The 21,126-nt window shown below is 44.1% G+C and carries 15 protein-coding genes and 4 pseudogenes; 6 read left to right on the top strand and 13 right to left on the bottom strand.

The window, feature by feature from the left end; genetic code table 11:
* Positions 1–20: 20 nt before the first annotated feature.
* Positions 21–2,057 carry a tRNA(Met) cytidine acetyltransferase TmcA domain-containing protein gene (locus tag VTH8203_RS16095; RefSeq protein ID WP_096994584.1) on the top strand — a complete coding sequence of 679 codons (2,037 nt, stop codon included), beginning with the start codon at positions 21–23 and terminating at the stop codon, positions 2,055–2,057.
* A gap of 307 nt (positions 2,058–2,364) precedes the next feature.
* Positions 2,365–4,038 carry a FapA family protein gene (locus VTH8203_RS16100; protein ID WP_096994585.1) on the top strand — a complete coding sequence of 558 codons (1,674 nt, stop codon included), beginning with the start codon at positions 2,365–2,367 and terminating at the stop codon, positions 4,036–4,038.
* A gap of 35 nt (positions 4,039–4,073) precedes the next feature.
* Here VTH8203_RS16100 and soxR read toward each other — a convergent pair whose 3' ends face one another.
* Positions 4,074–4,508, bottom strand: a complete 435-nt coding sequence (gene soxR, locus VTH8203_RS16105; RefSeq protein WP_096994586.1) for a redox-sensitive transcriptional activator SoxR — start codon at positions 4,506–4,508, stop codon at positions 4,074–4,076.
* An 88-nt stretch (positions 4,509–4,596) separates the two neighbouring features.
* Between soxR and VTH8203_RS16110 the strand changes: the two genes are divergently transcribed.
* Positions 4,597–5,796: an MFS transporter gene (locus VTH8203_RS16110; protein ID WP_244181237.1), complete on the top strand. Its 1,200-nt coding sequence runs from the start codon at positions 4,597–4,599 to the stop codon at positions 5,794–5,796.
* Here the strand turns inward: VTH8203_RS16110 and VTH8203_RS16115 are convergent.
* Positions 5,790–6,128 (bottom strand): hypothetical protein, encoded by a 339-nt coding sequence (locus VTH8203_RS16115; protein WP_096994588.1) that lies wholly within the window; start codon positions 6,126–6,128, stop codon positions 5,790–5,792. The genes VTH8203_RS16110 and VTH8203_RS16115 overlap by 7 nt on opposite strands.
* Positions 6,129–6,321: 193 nt before the next feature.
* Between VTH8203_RS16115 and lpdA the strand changes: the two genes are divergently transcribed.
* Positions 6,322–7,731 (top strand): dihydrolipoyl dehydrogenase, encoded by a 1,410-nt coding sequence (gene lpdA, locus VTH8203_RS16120; protein WP_096994589.1) that lies wholly within the window; start codon positions 6,322–6,324, stop codon positions 7,729–7,731.
* Positions 7,732–7,818: 87 nt separating this feature from the next.
* Here lpdA and VTH8203_RS16125 read toward each other — a convergent pair whose 3' ends face one another.
* Positions 7,819–8,865, bottom strand: coding sequence for an alcohol dehydrogenase family protein (locus tag VTH8203_RS16125; RefSeq protein ID WP_096994590.1), 1,047 nt, complete (start codon positions 8,863–8,865; stop codon positions 7,819–7,821).
* Between the two features lie 13 nt (positions 8,866–8,878).
* Positions 8,879–9,407 (bottom strand): annotated as a pseudogene (locus VTH8203_RS16130) (TetR/AcrR family transcriptional regulator).
* A gap of 180 nt (positions 9,408–9,587) precedes the next feature.
* Here VTH8203_RS16130 and VTH8203_RS16135 point away from each other — a divergent pair.
* The gene (locus VTH8203_RS16135) at positions 9,588–10,388 is read left to right on the top strand and encodes an acyl-CoA thioesterase (protein WP_096994591.1); all 801 of its coding nucleotides are present in this window, start codon (positions 9,588–9,590) and stop codon (positions 10,386–10,388) included.
* A 41-nt stretch (positions 10,389–10,429) separates the two neighbouring features.
* Here VTH8203_RS16135 and VTH8203_RS25555 read toward each other — a convergent pair.
* Together VTH8203_RS25555 and VTH8203_RS16145 are read right to left on the bottom strand one after the other, a co-directional pair.
* Positions 10,430–10,618: pseudogene (locus tag VTH8203_RS25555) on the bottom strand (HAD family hydrolase); the annotation flags it as partial.
* Between the two features lie 206 nt (positions 10,619–10,824).
* The gene (locus tag VTH8203_RS16145) at positions 10,825–11,286 is read right to left on the bottom strand and encodes a GNAT family N-acetyltransferase (protein ID WP_096994593.1); all 462 of its coding nucleotides are present in this window, start codon (positions 11,284–11,286) and stop codon (positions 10,825–10,827) included.
* A gap of 194 nt (positions 11,287–11,480) precedes the next feature.
* On the opposite strand from VTH8203_RS16145, the gene yegD reads away from it, so the two are divergent.
* Positions 11,481–12,833 (top strand): molecular chaperone, encoded by a 1,353-nt coding sequence (yegD, locus tag VTH8203_RS16150; protein WP_096994594.1) that lies wholly within the window; start codon positions 11,481–11,483, stop codon positions 12,831–12,833.
* Between the two features lie 63 nt (positions 12,834–12,896).
* On the opposite strand, the pseudogene VTH8203_RS16155 reads toward yegD, so the two are convergent.
* The 7 genes and pseudogenes from VTH8203_RS16155 to VTH8203_RS16185 form a co-directional block, all read right to left on the bottom strand.
* A pseudogene (locus VTH8203_RS16155) lies at positions 12,897–14,236 on the bottom strand (MATE family efflux transporter).
* Positions 14,237–14,333: 97 nt separating this feature from the next.
* Positions 14,334–15,169: pseudogene (locus VTH8203_RS16160) on the bottom strand (helix-turn-helix domain-containing protein).
* Positions 15,170–15,618: 449 nt separating this feature from the next.
* On the bottom strand, positions 15,619–15,861 hold the full coding sequence (locus VTH8203_RS16165; RefSeq protein WP_158296163.1) for a hypothetical protein: 243 nt from the start codon (positions 15,859–15,861) through the stop codon (positions 15,619–15,621).
* A complete protein-coding gene (locus tag VTH8203_RS16170) occupies positions 15,858–17,123 on the bottom strand; it encodes a methyl-accepting chemotaxis protein (protein ID WP_096994596.1) in 1,266 nt (421 codons plus the stop codon). The genes VTH8203_RS16165 and VTH8203_RS16170 overlap by 4 nt, the downstream gene beginning before the upstream one ends.
* A gap of 51 nt (positions 17,124–17,174) precedes the next feature.
* The gene (locus tag VTH8203_RS16175) at positions 17,175–17,360 is read right to left on the bottom strand and encodes a hypothetical protein (RefSeq protein ID WP_158296164.1); all 186 of its coding nucleotides are present in this window, start codon (positions 17,358–17,360) and stop codon (positions 17,175–17,177) included.
* A gap of 200 nt (positions 17,361–17,560) precedes the next feature.
* Positions 17,561–18,265: a DUF445 domain-containing protein gene (locus tag VTH8203_RS16180; RefSeq protein ID WP_096994598.1), complete on the bottom strand. Its 705-nt coding sequence runs from the start codon at positions 18,263–18,265 to the stop codon at positions 17,561–17,563.
* Between the two features lie 51 nt (positions 18,266–18,316).
* Positions 18,317–21,091, bottom strand: a complete 2,775-nt coding sequence (locus VTH8203_RS16185) for a hybrid sensor histidine kinase/response regulator (protein ID WP_096994599.1) — start codon at positions 21,089–21,091, stop codon at positions 18,317–18,319.
* Positions 21,092–21,126: the final 35 nt, after the last annotated feature.

Raw genomic sequence — 21,126 nt, forward strand, 5'->3', positions numbered from 1 at the left:
TCCACCAAGTAATAATAACCATGACGGCGATACTTTCCTCACAACTTCATCTTCTCGAACATCAACATGCAATAGCAATAGCTCGCTTTCAACGCGGCGCGGTTGTTCTTGATGGCTCCTTAGCTTGGCAAAATGAACTTATCGAGCAATTCGCAGCTCGCTTTCCTATCGGTTCTGCGTTTCAGTTGGGAGGAGAACCCTACGGCTTTTTAGAAACCATTCCAAGCAAGCAAGGAAAATGTTTGTTAGGAAGAGAAGTTAATCTACTAGTCGTAACGCTAACTCAGGATTTTGATGCCAATAGTTTTAATGCTGCGCTTGGCGCCTTGGTTGGCGGTGGAGTACTTTTGCTGCTTTGCAATGACACAAAATTTCATCCATGGTTAGAACGACACCTTTCTTTGTTGCCTAAGCTTAATCAGGCAAGTCATCAGCTCGTTAACGATCAAAGCTATTGGCAACCCCATCCCGATTATCTGGAAAATAACGACATTTATGCAGAGCAAAATTCCGCTATTGACGCCATTGAACGTGTGCTCACTGGGCGTAGAAAACGGCCTTTGGTGATTACCGCTGATAGAGGACGCGGTAAGAGCAGTGCGTTGGGACTGGCCGCGGCAAGAATCGCTCGCTCACGTTGTTGTCGCATTTTGATTACCGCGCCAAGTAAAGCTGCGGTTCAACCTGTGTTTGATTTCAGTCAGGTCGATCAGGATTCTCTGTCATGTATCGAATTCATTTCGCCAGATGAGCTGATAAGCGCTATGCCTAACTGTGATTTATTGTTTGTCGATGAAGCTGCTGCGATACCTGTCCCTTTATTGAAAACCATTGTCGCCCATTACCATCGGCTTGTTATCAGTTCGACAGTACATGGTTACGAAGGATGTGGAAGAGGATTTAGTCTTAAATTCTTACCTTGGCTTCAAGCAGAGCGCAAAGGAATGAAACTGCATCATATGCAGCAACCTATTCGGTGGGCGCAAAACGATGCTTTGGAAACATGGTGCGCTGGAGCGTTTCTGTTGCAAGCAGAGCTGACGCCGATTGCCCATCAGATCGCGTTAGAGCCGTTCGAATCGTCCCGTTGGTCTTTTTCTCGTGTCGTTACGCAGGAGGACGGCATCAATGAGCCGGTGTTATCTGAAGCGTTCGCGTTACTCGTTAACGCCCATTACCAAACTTCGCCCAACGATCTTATGCTGTTGCTAACGTCGAAAACAATGTCGCTCTATACCATGAATTACGATGGTCAGATCGTTGGTAGTGTTCTCGTTAATAGGGAAGGGGAGTTGTCATCGGAAGTCGTAGAACGAGTACAATTAGGTCAAGCTCGTCCGCCTGGTAACTTGGCTGCCGTAGAGTTGGCCAATCATTTAGCGCTCTCAGAACCTGCAACGCAACGTTGTGGACGAGTGATGCGAATTGCGGTTCATCCACTATTGCAATCAACCGGTATCGGGTCTGAAATGTTACGCCGTCTAAAACACCAACTCAGTGCTCAATTGGATTATCTTGCCACCAGCTTTGGTGTGACAGAAGAACTGTTTGGCTTTTGGCAAAATAGTGAGTTTGCGCCACTTAAATTGGGTAGTACTAAGGATAAGGCAAGTGGCACGTATAGTCTTACGTTAGCGGTATCAACATCAGACAATAGCCAAGAATGGCTGGCATTAGCAAAACAACAGTTCAGTCGAAATCTTATCTCTCAACTGCGAACCGTCAATCAAGATATTCATCCAATGTTAGCATGGATGTTATTTTCGACGTCTATTGCAAAGGAGAGCGGAGCCATCCCGTCAAAGCTTGTAACCCTATACATACGAGGTGGCAACTCCTTAGTTTCTAGCCGTAGCGATTTGTTCGAGTTCATCACGTCGCTAGCTAAATTTTCGATTGATATTGACAGTCCAATAGTGACGGCCGTTGTATTACAAGAATGGACCTGGGAGCAAGTCGTTGAACAGTTTAGTCTGGTTGGACGTAAACAAGCAGAAGCTCAATTCCGAGGGGAACTGAGTTTACTCATGGAGCGTTTACAGTGTAAATTGGCTTAGATGTCGATCATTGGTGAATTTACACTGTAAACAAGGCAATCATCCTTTACAGTGTAAATCGGAACATTCCGCGTTTACACTGTAAATTCAAATCAAAGCGCAAGTTAACTATCTAATGGTGAGCTACTAAGGCGTTGTTCAACCAGATTCAAACAACCTACCCAATTACCGTGACGCCAAGCGGAGTTTTCGATATTGCACATAGTCTCACAACTGAGACTACATTAAGATAATTAGAATTGTTCAAGCATGATCACATTGTTCAATCCGAACTTGTGTACTGAGCATAAGGAAGTGTCTAGCCATCATGTGGAAAAGTGTTCTTAAATTATCGTCAAACGGCAATGAAGTTATCGCCCAACTACCGAGTGAGTTTAGTAAAGGGCTCGCCCTAGAAAAGGCGTTGTTGAACAAGATGTTGGTCGAGCTCAATGCTCAATCTTTCTTTGTTGACGATTCCGCAGTGGCTCAATTCATAAAGTGTGCTGCAAGTGCAAAAGGAGAAGCGTTCTCCGGTATAACTATCGCTGCGATTAAGGATGCCACATCGGAAGTAATACTTACTGAGCGAGATATGATTGCCAGTATTAAAGTCACTGGCGCCTACGGTGGCAGTCCACTGCAGCCTCACGACATTATCAAGTCACTTACCCAGTCAAGAGTGATTAAAGGTCTTAATAAGAAAGCATTAAAGAAAGTGTTGCTGCTTAGCCGTCAACTCCAAGCCGGAGAAAGCTATGTTCAGCCGGTGGCAATTGGGAGGCGTCCTAAAGAAGGTAAAGATGCTCAGTTTATTCCACTGGTTACCGACCCTAAAAAACGAGTGTTGATGCCCCAAGCCTCGGGCGAGAGCGATAAGGTAGACATGCGTGATTTAGGCGATATTGTCACCGTTGGTGAAAACGAGCAAGTAATGAAACGGATACCAGCACTAAAAGGAGAAAACGGCTTCACAGTAACGGGCGCTGTCATCCCACCTAAACCCGTCAAAGACCATCCACTTAAACCCGGAACGGGAACCAAGTTTTCACCTGATAACCCCAATACACTATTATCGACAATGTCAGGAATGCCCATCATTAAATCTTCGGGCGTTGAAATTGATGAAGCACTCTGCTTAAGTCAAGTGGATATATCAACAGGCCATATCAAATTTAAAGGCTGCGTGGTGATTTCTGGAAATATTGAGCCCAATATGGAAGTGATAGCCACAGGTAGCATTACTGTGGGTGGCTTCGTTGAGTCTGCGACATTAAAGTCGAAAGGGGATATCATCGTTAGTAAAGGCATTATCGGTCACAATGTTGACGATGGGGAGCCTAAATCGTGTGTTATTGAATCTGGTGGTGATGTTGTCGCGAACTATGCTCAGTTTGCTAAAGTTAGTTCGCAAGGAGATATTCATTTTAAGGTACATAGCTTAAATAACGATATTGTATGTGGCGGTGATTTACTGGTGACCGGCTCTGGCAAGAAACAAGGGATATTGAGTGGCGGCGAAGCGGTTGTCGGAGGAAAGGTTGTCTGTAACCAACTTGGTGTCGAAGGTGATACCGCCACTTACATTAAAGCCTTTGCGCAATATCAAACCTATCAAGATGGTTTAAATACGCTTCAGCAACGTTATAAGGCACTTCAAGAAAGCAAAATGAAAGCCATCCGTCGAGAAATTGAGCTGAAAAAGATACCTAAGTCAGCCCGGACTGAAGAGCAGAACAAAGAACTTGAAGTATTGAACAGTTCCAACACCGAAGCATTGGATGCACTAAACACTGAGAAAGAGAGGCTGGAGTTGGAGCTGTTTGCAAAGCTAGAACTTAATACCGTAGCGTCTTTGGTTCAAACTCACACTCGTGTGACGGTCGTTTTTGACGAAGAGAAGATCACGACAAAAAATACTCACGGTCCCGCATCATTTAGTTTTAACAAGCACATGATCCACTTTGCCCCAAAACTGAAAGAAGAAGACTTAACGGTATAAAAGAAAGTCGAGGCGTTACTCGCCAAAACGAATAGCTAGGTGTTTTGCTTCCAAAGCAAAGCACCATTTCCTTGTTGAGCCAATATGTCTTCAGGATTTCTTAGTCGACAACGATTTAGCGACAAGCAACCACAGCCTATGCAATCTCCAAGCTCATCTCTGAGTTTGGTCATTAACCGTATTTTTTCATTTAATATTTGTTTCCAGTTCTGTCCCATGGATTCCCACTCCTCTTGAGAGGGGGCTCTATCAATGGGCAGTACCGATAATGCCTGTTTGATCTCCTCCAAACTTAAACCTAGTTGCTGACCAGTTTTAATGACAGCGAGGCGTCTTAATACTGAACGATCGTATCGACGTTGATTTCCTTGATTACGCCAACTCGTGATCATTCCTTTTTGTTCGTAAAAATGCAGAGCGGATACAGCGACTTCCGCTCGCTTTGCTACCTGACCAACGGTTAATTCCATTTCGTTCTCCTTTTGCAATTAAGTATAGCTTGACCTCAAGTAATGTTGAGGTTTTAGCATTGAAGCCAGTCACAAAGATAAAGGAATAATGATGAAAAGGACTTCAATACAACACCTTTTAGCGCTTCTGTTCGATGGTATTGCTTCGGGGATGATGTTGATGGCACTCCCATGGAGCATTCTGTCGCAAGGCAATAATAGTACATTTTTAGCCATACTGACGTTGTGCTGCACAGCATCATCGTTTGTCGCAACCCCTTTGTTTGCAACGGCCATTGACCGTTATTCACGAAAACAGATCTTAGCGCTGGCCCAACTGTTACAGGCGCTGGCTGCGTTGATGGTTGTGTGTGCTTGGTATATTGAACCTAATGCTCTCTGGTCTCTTGCGATTGCTCAGTTGGTCTTTTGGCTGACCAGCGATCTCGCGTGGGGAACAAATGGTGCATTTACCCAAGAGATCTACAAAAAATCAGCTTATGCGAAAATCTCGGGGCAACAAGAGATAGTCTTGCAGATGACGACATTGACTGCGGGTGGCTTAGGCGTGCTGTTACTGGAGTTGTGGCGAATTGAGTACTTCGCCCTTTTGGCCACACTACTTTCTGTTAGCTCGATGGTTTGCTATGCCAGCATTCATTACACACCAAAACAACGAGAAAATAAGCGTGTGTCTTTTGTGTCGCAATTAAGCGAATCCAAAGCCATATTTTCGCGCTCACCGATGTTTTTCTCGTTTGTCGCTCTCTCTTGCTTGAGCTACCCGATGATGACTTATTTATCTAAGTTAGTGCCTATCTATTTTTCCGAGCAAAATATTGAGGGTTATTGGTTTGCTTGGTGGCAAATCAATTATGGGTTAGGTGCAATACTATGCGGGGTAATGATTACTTATTTACTGTCACGGATTCCGCATGAACACCTGATGATGGCTAGTGTTATTGTTTTGGCATTGCTGTTGATTATCTTAGCGATCTCAACGTCCGCACTTAGTATCGTCATTGTTGCACTGTTTATCGGCTTATTTAACGCGACCAACCGAATCGCCAGAGTAAACAAGTTACATGAAGTCATTGATAATGCCGTTCGAGGCAGAGTAGATGGGGGAATGAAGTTATTCTCGACTCTTGTTCAAAGCATGAGTTATGTGCTTATCGCTTATTTGACTTACTACGATATGACAGAGTTTGGTTTTACCGTGGCTGCTGTGGTCATGGCACTAGCAGCCTTTGGTATGTGGCTATTGCATCGAGATAAAAAGGCAATCTGTATGATGCAAAATTATTGAGGTTTGGCTGGCAATGGTGTTGGGACGGGTTTCACCGCTTCATCAGATTTAGAAACAGTAATACTGCGAATAAATCGGCTGAAGTACAGCTCTCGAAGCAGTTCATCGCAGCGTTCGGTTGATAAACGTCGTTTCCATTGCTCGCTACTGACGGCTATTCGCGTTTGATTGGTTTTTCGATAGCCATTTGCAACTTCGCACAACTCGATGGTGTCCATGTAATTAGGGTAGGTGTTAACTGATGATGAGCGAAGCCCAAGCTGATTCATTTGATATGACGAGCAGCCCGTCATAATGAGCATGATGAAAGATAACAGTGCTTTTAATCTCATAACAGTAGTGATTTGTCCTAGTTTTGTGGGCGAGCGCTCATACTAAACACTATTTGTGACAGTTAAAGAGAAGTTTTAAACACATGTCACCTAACGGCAAAAATTAACACTGCTCAGACATTTAGACGATCTATACTGGGCTCAGTTTACCGTGTTGCAGTAATGACGTTTCTGATTATTGAGGAGAAGTGGGATGGTGGATGCTATCAACGTAGATATAGTAGTACTCGGTGGTGGACCCGGTGGTTATACCGCTGCCTTTCGTGCAGCAGACCTTGGACTGTCAGTGTGTCTTGTTGAGAAGCAAGATACGCTGGGCGGAGTGTGTGTTAACGTAGGGTGCATACCATCTAAAACCTTATTACATGCGGCTGCATTGATCGAACATGCTAAGCATGGAGAGAAAATGGGTATCGCATTTGGCACTCCAAGCATCGATATGGACAGGTTACGAGCTCACAAAGAAAACACGATATCAGAGCTGACCAAAGGAATTGCTAACCTCGCAAAAGCTCGCAAGATCACACGGGTTCAAGGAGCTGGTCAGTTCACTTCACACAATACACTATCAGTCGTCGGTGAATCCGACACACAAATCTTGTTCAAACACGCCATCATCGCAACTGGTTCACATTCAATATCACTTCCCATCGCTCCAAATGACCCGAGGATTTGGGACTCGACTGATGCGCTCGCCCTGCGTTCGATCCCTAACAAACTGCTGGTAATTGGCGGTGGGATTATTGGTTTAGAAATGGCTCAGGTGTATTCTGCATTAGGATCGCAGATCACAATCGTTGAAGCGCAAGACCAAGTGATCCCCGCAGCAGACAAAGACATCGTCCAACCTTTAGTTAAGTCCGTTAAAAAGCGCTATCAAATACTGACGAAGACGCTGGTGACTGCCATGGAAGCTGACTCTGACGCTATCACAGTATTTTTTGACGGTAAGAACGCACCTGAAAGCGAGCGTTTTGATGCTGTTTTAGTTGCTGTTGGACGTAGGCCAAATACCGCTAACTTAGGACTGGATATACTCAATATTGAGCTTGATAAACAGGGGCTGATTCCTGTGAACGAAAGGATGCAGACTAGCGTGCCTAATGTTTTTGCTATCGGTGATATCGTTAAAGGGCTTATGTTGGCTCACAAGGCAACACATGAAGGTAAGGTGGCCTCCGAGGTTATTGCCGGTATGGATTCAGCCTTCCATCCTGTTGCAATACCATCGGTAGCCTACACTAGCCCAGAGATCGCTTGGGTCGGTTTGACAGAGAAAGAAGCGAAGCAGCAAGGTTTGGCGTTCCAAACCGGCAAAGTACCTTGGTTGGTAAGTGGACGAGCCCAGAGTGCAGGGGCGACGAACGGTGTCACCAAAGCGATTTTCTGTTCTGATACTGGTACGCTTCTAGGCGCTGGGATTTGTGGTGAAAATGCTGGAGAACTTATTCATGAAGCGTGTGCAATGTTAGAGCTAGGTGGCCGAGCTAAAGACATCGCGCACACAGTGCATGCTCATCCGACATTAGCTGAAACCTTTGCTTTTACGGCGGAGTTGGTTGAAGGTTCGATGATCGACATGCTGCCTCCTCGCAAGAAATAACCGGTATAGAACATATCGTCAATAAGACATGTGGCTCCCTTTGTTAAGGTAAAGGGAGCTTGACTTGAGATAAGGTTATTCTGAGGTTTACCCTTGTGTCATTTGCAACACAATTTTGCCGATATGACTTTTCTCAACAAATTCCTGTTGTGCCTGTTTGATATCTGACAATGTAAACACTTTCGCGACCAGAGGTCGTATTTTTGAATGCTCGATTCGGCGAATTAGGTTTGGAAACACCTCATTTTCTAGCCCAGTACAGCCAAAAAACGACAGATCTTTTAGATAGAGTGTTCGTACGTCGAGTTCGGCCATTGCACCCCCTATAGCGCCAGAGACGGCATAGCGGCCTTTTGGTTGCATCACTTCAAGTAACTCTGGCCCCTGAGGGCCCGCTACGAGATCGACGACAACACTAACGCTGTTTTTGCCCAATACATCCACCAAGCTTTCCCCGCGTGATACCGTTGTATCGGCGCCAATATCCAGTAAGGCTGATGCCTTCGATTTGCTGGTGACTGCTATCACCTTTGCACCACGAGCTTTAGCCAATTGCACGGCTGCAGATCCTACACCACCAGATGCGCCTGTAACTAACACAGTATCACTCGCAGTAACGGATGCTCGGGTTAACATGTTTTCTGCGGTTGAGTAGGAGCATGGAAAAGAGGCCAGTTCGATATCGCTATAGCTTGAATTTACACTGTAAGCCTGACGAGAATCCACGACGGTGTATTCTGCGAAACCGCCGTCACATTCAGATCCGAAGTACCAGAAATGATTAAGGTCTTCGCCGTTGGCGTAGCGAAGGCAAGGATCAATGAGAACGCGTTCACCGATTCGAGCATCATCAATATGATCACCCACAGCGACAATGTAGCCGCAAACATCAGCACCTTGAATTCTTGGCAATACAAGTGCATTGCCGGACCATCCTGCATCGTCACTATCGTTATCACCCTTAGAATACCAGCCAATACGAGTGCTGATATCGGTATTGTTTATACCTGCGGCGCTCACTTTAATCAGCACTTCATTAGCGGCTGGTTTAGGAACGGCGATGTCTGATTTGATAACAAGTTGCTCTAGGTCACCGTGGCCGATGAGTTGGACGCCAGTCATAGTTGAACTCATATGGGGTTTCCTTTTAGTTGTGTGATGTTGTAGTGGTAAATAGAGCGCTGACGGAGTCTTTGGCTGCACTAACCGCGGCTTCCCCAAGGAAAGGGTAAGCCGCGGTAATACCCTCATGAAGGACATACAGCGCCTGACTTAGGTCTTCACGACCGCTAATCTGAGCCAAATGTTGTATTACCTTGTGTTTGTAGGTTTCTACAGCAAAGTGGATTTCTGTGTTGTCGGGAAAAGCCGCTAGCGCATTGGCAGAAAGACATCCTTTTGGTGCGTGTTGCTTCATCCAGTGACTAAGCGTGTCAAAAGCCGATAAAGTCGCCGTTAAGCCTGGCTCATCATGGCAGCTTTCGAGTAACAATAGATAACGCTGGTGACGATAATTCAGCGCGCCTACGACCATGCTCTCCTTTGATGGAAAAATATTTATACAGCGTCCGCATACTGACACCAGACAGTGCTTTCAGCTCCGCGACGCTTGGTTCAGCAAACCCTTTCTGCGCAAAAGCACGTTCCAGATTCTCTGCAATTTGTTGTTGGGACATCATACAACCTATGGGGTAGAATAGTTATTCTATATTCGTCAACAGTTATTATAATTAACAAATCGTGTTTGTTTTCATAACAAATATGACATTGGTTATAGAAAAATAAGGCTTGTGTTGATTTATCTAATCCGACCAGTTATGTTTTAACTAACAAGCTGTTAACATGAGGTGGTCGGCATGCATTTTGATGGATTATTAGAAAAAGCTAAGCAATGCGCTCAAACTGGTGAGCATATGGCTATTCCATCCTCATGGGGTCAAGGTAGAACGGTATTTGGCGGTTTATCTGCTTCCTTGTTGTATACCGTCATGCAGTCTTCGGTGAATGGTGAGCGCGTATTGCGTTCACTGAACACTAACTTTGTTGGACCCTTGCTTGTCGATGTCCCGTTCACGTTTGAAGTAGAAGTGTTGCGTGAGGGTAAAAGTGTATCTCAGATGAGCGCTCGATTGATTCAAAATGGTCAGGTTGCTGTCTTTCAACAAGGCTGTTTTGGGGCAGATCGTGATTCGAATATCAGTGTTAATAATAATGATAACCACATCATGCCGTTGCCGGATGAGTTACCTAGATTTCCAGATGTAGCTCAAGGCGCGCCCAATTACACTTCGCACATCGACCTTGCTTTGGCTCGAGGTCATCTGCCATTTTCTGGAAGTAAAGATTCACATACGTGGGGGTGGATGCGATTCAAGCAAGCGCCTAAACAGATTTCCGATGCTCACCTTATCTGCTTGGTTGATGCATGGCCGCCAGGCGTGCTGCAAATGATGTCAACACCTGCACCAGCGAGCAGCATGATGTGGAACTTAGAATTTATCCATCCTCATCAATCGGTCGAACCAGAAGATTGGTTTGCTTACCAATCTCATACTCGCCAAGCTGCTCAGGGGTATGCACATGCACAGGCCAACATATGGAACAATCGAGGTCAATTGGTGGCAGTCAGTCGCCAGAGCATCGCCATCTTCGATTGAGAGAGCAAATGGTAGTTAAGAAGAACACGCTCTATCTAGAGCTAACAAATCACCTTGAACACTTCAACAATAGCACGTTGATCATTTGAAGCTTTCGTCACCACATCCGCACAGTTTTTCAATTTTTCCGTCGCATTATTTACCGCAATGCCAAGCCGTACACATTGCAATACGGGTACATCGTTGTCGCTATCGCCGATCGCGACAGCACCCTTAAGGTCAATTGCAGCACTTGATGCTAATACGTGATGGTGCTGGGGAGATGACCGTTACTCACTTGGTGAGGTTATAAACCAATCGCTGCTACGGCATTGGATTAATGCGTTCATCGTCACGAATACGTGGGTAGTAGGGGCCGCCCTGTTTCTATCGAGCAGCTAATCAAGAGACACACAATAATGTTGTTCAAGGCATGAAGTAAGCAGTAAGCCGGAGCTTATTCACAGTCTTGTACCCAGCGAAACACCAGATCTTCAAGTCCTTCTGCATTGTCACTATTACCAGCGTGTTCGCTAAAACCAAGTCGGCGATAGAAGTTGCACGCACTTTGGTTGATCTGGAATGTTCTCAAGGACAACTCTCCTAAACTGCGAGATTGCGCTTCTTCGACCAATAACCGACCGATGCCTTTTCTTTGAAACTCAGGAGCGACGTATAGTTGGTTAATTTCTTTCCGATCGATTGCCATAAACGCGATGGGACGTTGAGATTCTATGGTAAGGACCACCCAAATATCATGACTGTGAGGCAAAATATTCGTTAAGAAGTATTGTTGCGCCTCCTCTGAATGAATAGGCTCTATTCCCAATGCTTGCGCAAATGCCCGGCGCCAAAGCTTCACCACATCTTTGGCATATTTGGGTTTAAAACGCTCGAGAGTGAAGGGCGGTTCGTGCATCACATAACCTTAACTGTGCTTTACACTGTAAAAACGATGTCTAAAGTGTAGCGTAAAATTCTTTTTGACCTGTCTAAAGTGTAGCGTAAAATTCTTTTTGACCTGTCTACTGGTATAGGGTTTAAGGTTGCGCCCCTTGAACTTCATTGTCAGGCTGCTATTCTTTGCCGCCCTTTTTTATGTTGAGGTAATCAATGGCTATTGGTTTTGACTACGGAACGGCCAACTGTTCTGTCGCTCATCTTGTGAACAATGCAATCGAGCAGATCCCGCTCGTGGGTGATAACTGCTATATCTCCTCAACACTTTGTGCACCAACGGCAGAGACGGTTTCCGAATACTTGTTCCGCTGTTTGGATATCCGACCCTCCAATGAGGTGGGAGAGGCAGTGCTTCGTCGTGCGGTAAAACTCAATCGAGAAGAAGGGATTGAGGTGGTTCCAACGGATGTATCGTTTGGCGAGGCGGCGTTGGATTTATACCTCGAAGATCCTAAAGACGTGTATTACATTAAGTCACCGAAGTCTTTCTTAGGTGCTATGGGGCTTCGAGATATGCAGCTGTCGTTTTTTGAAGACTTGGTGTGTGCCATGATGAGCAATGTAAAACGTCAGGCAGAAACGCATTTGGGGCAAAGTATCACTCAAACCGTGATTGGCAGGCCAGTCAATTTCCTGGGCCGTGGCGGTGATGCGTCAAACCGACAGGCGGAAGGCATTTTATCTCGAGCGGCAACGCGAGCTGGGTTTAAAGATGTCGAGTTTCAATTCGAACCGGTTGCCGCAGGGCTTGAATATGAGTCATCACTAACCGAAGACAAAAATGTCTTGGTGGTAGATATCGGCGGAGGTACGACAGACTGTTCGTTCATTCAAATGGGCCCAAGTTGGGTAGGTAAAGCCGATAGAGAATCGTCGCTTATTGCTCATACGGGTCAGCTGGTGGGTGGCAACGATTTGGATATTTATATTGCATTTCGCCGCTTTATGCACGCATTCGGAATGGGGACAAAACGCCACTCAGGGCTTGATATTCCTGTGACGCAATTTTGGAACCCGATCGCGATTAATGATGTCCAAGCTCAACGTAAGTTCTACGCTCATGACAATTTAAAAGAGTTACAGCTTCTTGCTAAAGAAGCCGTGGAACAGGACAAAGTATCGAGATTGGTTACCTTGCACAAAGATACACTAGGCTATGCCGTGATTCGCGAAGCTGAGAAAGCAAAAATCGCTCTAGAATCATCAGCAGAATACCGAGCAATGATTGACCTGTTTTCTGAGCAAGTTGGCATTGATATTAGCCATGATCAAATGGCACAAGCGATAGATAACCCGACGAGAAAGATTCAGGCGCTAGTCAAAGAAGCCATAGAGCAATCTGCCACCTTGCCTGACGTCATTTATATGACCGGTGGGTCGGCACGCTCTTCAGTGTTGCGTAATGCAGTACAAGAAGTGCTACCCAATATTCCAGTGGTGTCTGGTAACTACTTTGGCTCGGTAACGGCAGGGTTAGCGCGTTGGGCTAACGTTTGTTTTCGATAACGGCTAGAACGTCAAAGGCGCTCAATATAGAGCGCCTTTGAACAATGTACCGATGTCGGTCAGTTAAACGCTGGCAACGGCCAGCTTTTGTCGGCGAAGAAACATCGACAACAAAAACAAACTAATGATTGCCGACATGCCTTCTGCGAAAAGAATACTGGCCCAAATCCCATTTTTTGGGAAGAGGTTGGGTAGCAGTATGATACCAAGTGCTACAAACACAAACCCTCTCGCAAGAGAGATGAGTGTCGCTTGATTAGGTTTAGCAATGGCCTGAAATAAGTTCGCAACCACAAGATTAAGCCCCATCAATGGTGTTGCATAAAAGAAAAACAGCAGCGCTGTCGCCGACAGTTCCACTAATTCGTTATTCTCTCCAAGGTAGAGAGGAGCGACGGTTTCCGAGAGTAACCCAATGACAGTAAGAAACAGTAAGCCACTACCAATAGAAGTAACAAGTCCAAGCTTTAGAGTCGATCTGACGCGTTCAGGCAGGTTCGCACCATGATTAAAGCTAATGATTGGTTGGCATGCCTGATTAATCCCGACGATGACAAACAGAGCAAACACACCAACGTTGGCTGTCAAACCATAGGCAATGATATAGCTCTCTCCAAATTGGCTCAGAAGCACGTAGTTGAACAAAAGAATCGTCAGTGCCGACGTAATTTCAATAAAGAATGTTGTAGTACCTATTTTTAGTATCTAGCTTACTTTATCGAACCCAAAACCTTGCCAAGTGAGCCTCAGTTGTCCTTTCGCTTGCCAAAAATGAGTAAGAAGAATCAGTGCAATGACAGCTTGAGAAATAGCAGTCGCGTAAGCGGCACCTTTCATTCCCCAACCAAATTCAAGTACAAAGAAATAGTCTAAAACGAGGTTGGTAACCGCCCCCGCAGACATGGCATACATCGCGAGTTTAGGATTGGTATCGTTGCGAACAAAGCAGGACATAACCCAAGCAAGAGTATATAGGACGAAGAATTTTAGCATGACAGCTAAATAGTCATGAGCCAGCTGTGCCATATAGCCATTTGCGCCCATCAACGCAATGATCTCATCTAACCAAAGTAGGGAGAGTGAGACGGTTATGGTCGTAATGACAGCGGTAGCCAGTATCGACTGATTAAACAGGGTTTGTCCAACGCCGAGGTTACCTTTCCATATTCAATCGACATTAACGCGGCACCACCAATGCCAATCATCATTGCGATGGCGGTAAATAGTGAGAAAGCAGGGATGGTCAACGAGATGGCTCCCAGACCTTCCGCACCGACACCTTTACCAACGAACCAAGCATTACCCATAATAAAGGTGGACTTTATGACCATCCCGGAGAGTGCTGGCAATAGATATTGAATGAACGACTTTTGAATAGGGTCAGACTTGAGGTTTATACTCATTGGTTACACGAAATGCCTAAAAATGATGAATAAAGATAATGGTATTATCCTTACCTAATTTAGGATTAAAAAGGGAATATCTGCCCTTAATGTGGCACTATTTGAACGTTCTTTTGCGAAACTCTGCTGGGGACTCCCCCATGTTCGTGCGGTACAACCGGCCAAAATAGGCAGGGTCTTCAAAGCCTAATTGTAAGGCGATGGCTTTGACAGTTTTTGTTGAAAACACAAGTTCACGGTTTGCTTCTAATAAGATTCGATCATGAAGTAACTTTGTGACGGTTTTACCTAAGTGCATTTTGCTCAACTCATTGAGGCGTTTGCTGGTGATAGAAAGCTTATTGATATAAAACGCAACATGTCGTTCACTATGATAATGCGCTTCGATAAGCGCAATGACTTGCGAGATTCGTTTATCACGTACAGTTATGGCCTCACTCTTACAGGCTGTAAATCTGATCAGGTAACGCAGAAAACTAGTAAGCAAAGACTCAACAAGATCCCAATCGGTGTTGTTGTATTGATATTCTTCGAGCATGAGATCGAATAGGGAGTTCAGTTGTGTGGCACCACGCCCATCGGTGTCTAGGTACGGGTGCTGATTTTGATGAACAGAAAAGAGTGCATCAAACATCAATTGATGGCGATATCTCTGCTCAAAAAAGTCTGTCGAGAAGATCAGCATTTTGACATTGTTGCCTAGCGAGTTTGCTCATGGACCTGACCAGGTGCTATGGTGAAAACACGCCCCGGTTTACTGCCATAATCGACAAAGTCGATACGTTGAGAGCCTGCATCATCTAGACACCAGATGATTTCAAAATAGTTGTGTCGGTGAGGCTCCAAGAGGACGTTTTGTGAATCGGCTCGGCAGTCGACAATTTGGCATGAATGACCCTTGGGAAGCGTTACAAAGTTGATTTTCTCTTTCATGCTTGATGTAGGCAGCAACATTGGAACATCTAGTATGACATTGATTACTCGACGATTCGAGATACGAATTGGCTCAAAAAGTAAGAATTAACTGACGTCAGACAGAGCCTGAAACATCGGCACACTAACCATAAAGTAGTAAATAAATTTGGATTGGCGATAAGTTGCTGTGATGTAAATCCAATAGTATATAAATAGCTGATATAAATAGCAATTGTCTCTTGAATTTATCTCAGTGATGAATCTAGAATGATTTGACCCTCTGATTTAAGGGTCACCTAGCCAACTGACGTTGTTAGTGAACACCTCTTGTTCACATGTTATATAGCCAATCGCCTTGTTTTTGCGATTGGCTTTTTTCTTTCCTCTCTCGCGGCAATGTTAGGCGATAAAAAAGCTCGCCGAAGTGAGCTTGATAAGTTGATACAATTGACCATATCGAATGCGTGTTATACCTTGAACTGCTCCACTGTGGTAAGCAGCTCTTGATTTCGTCCTTTTAGATCATTGGCGTTTTGGGTCGCAAGTTCACCATTGTGGACCAATGTACGCACCATATCTTGAATGGTGACCATATTCTTGTTGATCTCTTCTGAAACAGTACTTTGTTCTCTGGCAGATGAGGCGATTTGGGCAACAAGCTCATTAATTTCATCGGTAAAAGTCATCATAGAATCGAGAGAATTTGTCACACCGCTGGTTTGCTCCTCATAGAGCTTACAGCGATGCTTAGTTGACTCCATGTTGGCAACAACGGCCTCATTACCTGAGTGCAGCTTAGAAAGCATATCATTGATTTCTCTGTACTTTGACGAGTGCGAGAAGCCAGAGCTCTTACTTCATCTGCCACAACAGCAAATCCACGGCCTTGCTCTCCTGCTCGTGCGGCTTCTATCGCTGCGTTAAGTGCTAAGAGATTGGTTTGCTCTGCAATATCGCCAATGACTGCCAGTGTATCGCCAATTTTCTGAGTATCGGCACTCATTGCAATGACTGCATGCGACGTATTTTCAACCTCAGTGACCAATGCTTGAAGACTTGATATGGCTTCTTCAACAATGAGCTTTGAGTTGGCGCTCGCTTTATTGGCCGTGTCGGTGTTATGAGATGCTTGTTGTGCATCGCTTGCTACCGTGTCGGAAGAGGCGCTCATTTCATGAATCGAGGTGACTATCTGATCCATTTCATTCTGGTGTGATTGGAATAACAGCTGATTTTCCTTTGCTTGTTGCTCGAGATGTAAGATAGAGCGACTGGTCTCATTACAGGACTGGATAACGTTTCCGATTAAGGTTTGCAATTGTGCGACAAAGGTATTGATATCTTGCGATATTTTTCCGAATTCATCATTAGAATCTACGGCAAGTCTTTGTGTCAGGTCACCTTTACCGGTTGCTAGATTTCTGACCACGCTTTGTAGTAATGTAATCGGCTTCAATAACAACGCGATAATGATCATGCTTAATGGAACAATGATGACGGCAGCGACCAACAGAGCTTGTGTTATTTGAGTACTGATGGTTGCAGCATTTGCTTCTGTTAGCGCGCTATCTAGGTACGCGGTAAGGGTCCAGGTCTCATCAAGCACTGGAATGGTTGATTTGAATTCGATATGTTGACCAGGCGCGGTATTAGAAAATAGGATATTGCCAGCACCATCTTTTAGCGTCAGATAGTCGCCGTGGCCACTGGTTTCAGCGAGTGGCTGAGTAATAAAACCTAGATTGAGCTCAAAGATGGTTAATTCTTTTCTAAGCATATCTGGGACGACAATATTCAACAAAAGCTTGTCACCTTCTGAAGTGACGTCATGAGCGACCACCTGTCCATCTGTTTTAGCTAAGGTGTCTTCGAAAGTCGCGATTATTGTTTTGTCTTCTACAATGCCAGATTTATCGAATACTAAACCAGATGACATTTTAGTGATGTTGTCGAATTCGGTGTTATCGACCATATCTTTCACATCGATAAAACTGACTTTGAGAGATTGGGCTTGCTGGAAACTTTAGTTGAGTTTATCAGTGACACTTTGGTTGAGAAGAGTAAGTTTATCTTGTATTGCAGAAGAACCGCTACGTTCAATATAGGTTTCTACGAAGCTATTCGCAGCAAAATAGCTAGTGCCAATGGTGGTGAAAATAATTGCTATGACGATTGAATAGAGTTTAAGTTTAAACGAGAGGTTCTTCATTGCTAGTAGGTCCATTTGCCAAAGTTATTGATTCATATAGTAATATTTTCATCATCAAGGTGACGTGACAAAGGTAATAGTTATGAATCTTATTAACACCTCCTCTTAACTATTGTTGGTCATTTATATTGTCAACGATACAAAAAAGCCAGCGTATATATCGCTGGCTTAATAAAAACGATTTCTAAACACTGAAAGTGTTAGACAAATAGTGAAGAAATAATACCGATTGCACCACCGAATACGCCTCCCCAAACAACGAGCCAGCCTAAGTGCTCTTTAATCATCTTGTGAATAATTTCTTTGACTAACTTTGGTGTTAATTCACTGAGTCGTTGATCGATGATTGCTTCGACATTACCTTTAACTTCGTTAAGCATCTTCGGTGACTCTAACTGCTCTACCAACGCTTGTTTTACTGAATCACTTTGGCTAATTTCAATCACCGACCGTTGCATCTTCTCAACAAAAGGTTGCTTCATCGGCTCTAGCGCCTCAGCACCTCCGAGCATTGCCAGCATGCCGCCAAATTGAGAGTTTGCGATGACTTCAACGAGCGAATCAAAAGCAGGGTTAAAGTCCACTTTTTCTAATATTGGCTCTAAGTCAAGTGGGATGCCTGAGCTCATTTCCTTACTGAGGAAGCGGTCGATGTTCTCGTTGGTGAAGAACTGCTCCATCATTAAGTTTTTTATGGCCAGTTTGAACTCTTCGAAACGCGCAGGGATAACACCAGATCCGTACAGTCCAGGAACTTTTTCAAACAACATATGAATGGCAAGCCAGTTAGTGACTGCACCGGAAAAAGCAAACAGGCCAGCATAAAGCACTAAAGTATTGTCGAATTGATAACCCACAGCAAGCAGCGCCAAGGCGATAAAATTGGTAACGAAACTCTTATTCATAATGTCTTGTTTGATTAATAATGATGCGCTGATTCTATTGAAAAAAAGCCGTTATAAAAAGCCACTTTTTGTCGATAATTGGTCAGTTCGTTCTCTAATAGTTTTTATTTTTTCAAGTAAGACGGTTTTGTTAAATGGTTTTGACACGTAATCATCCATGCCACTCTCAGTACAACGCCGAATGTCGTCATCAAGCACACCGGCAGTGAGTGCGATAATAGGTGTTCGCACTTTATTGTATTGCTGTTCGTAAAGTCGGAATTCTTGTGACGCAGTGAAACCATCTTTTACTGGCATCATACAATCCATCAATACGACGTGATACTGATTAGATTCATCACATAGAAGATGTAATGCTTCTTGGCCATTGCTTGCAATATCTACCTCATAACCTGACTTTTTCAGTAGTAAGCTCGCGACTTTTTGATTCACTAAGTTGTCCTCAACAAGGAGGATGGATTGGGTATCGGGATGATTTATTGAACTACGTAAAGAACTGGAACGGGTAATATCAGCGTGAATAGGATCTGGATAGCGGCGTACATGATGTTCAGAGGTCATGGATATAGGACCGTTATACAGGTTTTGAGCGTGTTTCAAGGTATCAATCAGTCGAGATCCTAATAGAGGGAAGGTAACTAAACCAGCAATGAGCTGTGAATACTGAGAAGAAACCGAGTTTCCCGATTGAACAAGAACAATAGGACTGTCTGGATAACGATGGGATATCGCAGTTAACGCTGTTCTTATATCTTGTTTTTCATTGGTACAATAGAGAATGGTGGCATGTTGATTAGCTGTAACGTCGCGATAGCTATTGTAGGTAGCGTGATTTGTGAGTCCAAAGTAGTGCAGCTCTTGACTCAGTTGAGGCACATAATCTTGCTCATTGCTGATGATGATAAAAGAGACAGCTTCTAACTCCCTTATATGTGGCGCTTTAGCTTGATTGATGCTGGATTCAATGCTGAAAAAAAAGCGACTACCTTTATTTTTTTGTGAATCTATTTCAATGCGGCCTCCCATCAGTTCAACGAGCTGGGACGAAATAGCCAGTCCCAAACCGGTACCGCCATATTGTCGTGTGACTGAGCTGTCTTCTTGGGTAAAGGGTTCAAAAATCGTGTCTTGTTTGTCTTTTTCGATACCAATACCTGTGTCGATAATGGCAAAGCAAATAGTGCAGCGCTGTTCATCAATCTCACTGACGTTGATCTCCATGGTTACGTGACCGTGATTAGTAAACTTCACGGCATTAGACATCAAGTTCATTAAGATCTGGCGTAAACGGTGATCGTCGATGATCAGCATATGCGGCATATGAAGTGAGAACTGTATTTGAAGTTGGAGATCTTTTTCCTTAGCCTTGGACATCACGATCGCTATCGTATCGTAAGCGATCTCCCTTAAGTTTGAGCTATGTAAAGAAATCAATAGGTTGCCTGACTCGATCTTGGAAATATCCAATATGTCGTTGATCAATATCAGCAACGTTTGGGATGAGGTATCTATGGTGTTGAGGTAGTCACGCTGAATGGGATCGAGGTTGGATTCCGACAGAATGCCAGACATGCCAATAATGCCGTTCAAAGGGGTTCTGATCTCATGAGACATATTGGCGAGGAAAGCGCTTTTCGCCAGATTCGCTCTCTCTGCTTCCTCTTTGGCCGCCAGTATTCGATGCTCATTTTCTCTGCGCTCGTGAATCAGCTTATTCATTTTCTTGCCAAAGTGGCTGAATTCATCTTGTCCTTCAGTAGAAGCCAAAATATCGGCTTCATCTTGTGTTTCTAGTCTTTCGAATGTCTCCAACGTGTTGTTTAGGAAAAAGATGATTCGACGAGTAATATTGATACTCAGGATAAACAGCGCCGCCATAATGGCAACCGTAAGCCCGATGGTTAACCAAAGTCGCTGCTCCAAATCCTTAATGTTGTGAGCCATTTCTTCTGTTAACTGTGCATTAATTTGGTCGGTTGCTTGTTGGATGAGTTCAAGTCGCTTGTCGAGGGCAGCGATACCTAATGTAATGTCTTGTTTCGAAAGCGCTGTTTGGCTTTCATCTAAAACGCGATCTCGAAAAACGATGCTTTCGACAAAAGAGTCATCAGAAAAGGTTTTTAGAAGTAAGCTGACTTGTGAAGCATCCGCGCTAATATTGAGGAATCGTTCTATCAGATATTGTTGACGCTCAAATAGCGTTGCCAACTGATCATGAGGTGCGTGAGAGTTGTTATGTGCCTTTGCATGTCCTTCAACAATAGCAATATGAATTAACCAGTTTTCTTCGGTAGCCCACAGGCGAATCCACTCTAGAGTAAACAGCGCGTTTAAATGGGATTCTAGCTTTATGGTTCCAGTATCGACTTTGGTACTTTCTAACTGTGCGATAAGTTGATTAATAAGGTCGTTGGTCCATGAACTCCACTCTTCTAACTCATCCATTTGGGTAACAAGTTGCAATTCATTTTGAGCATCTCTTAGCTCATCAAGGGGTGTATTTACAGCTGAAAGTGCATTATCAGAATAAATATCTTTTATGGTGTTGGCTATTTTATCTAAGCATTCATTGAGCTGAATAAATATGACATTTTTATTGCCATTAAATGTGTTTTCCAGCTTTTCCAATCGAGCTTTATGGAGTGATGTGCTGTATCTGGAAATATCACTAATTGCGATAACTTCTTTCGATAAAACAGATATTTGTTGTAAGCTTTGTTGTGTTCTAAATGCTTCCCAAACAGAAAAAATTAAGATAACGGTTAAGGGCAAAATAGCGAGTAGTATGATCCTGCTTTTTATAGACATCTTATTTAGCAAATTCATATCACTATTCCTTGATAATAATCTTGAACATCATC

The sequence above is a fragment of the Vibrio thalassae genome (assembly GCF_900089835.1).
In the GTDB taxonomy this organism is placed as follows: domain Bacteria; phylum Pseudomonadota; class Gammaproteobacteria; order Enterobacterales; family Vibrionaceae; genus Vibrio; species Vibrio thalassae.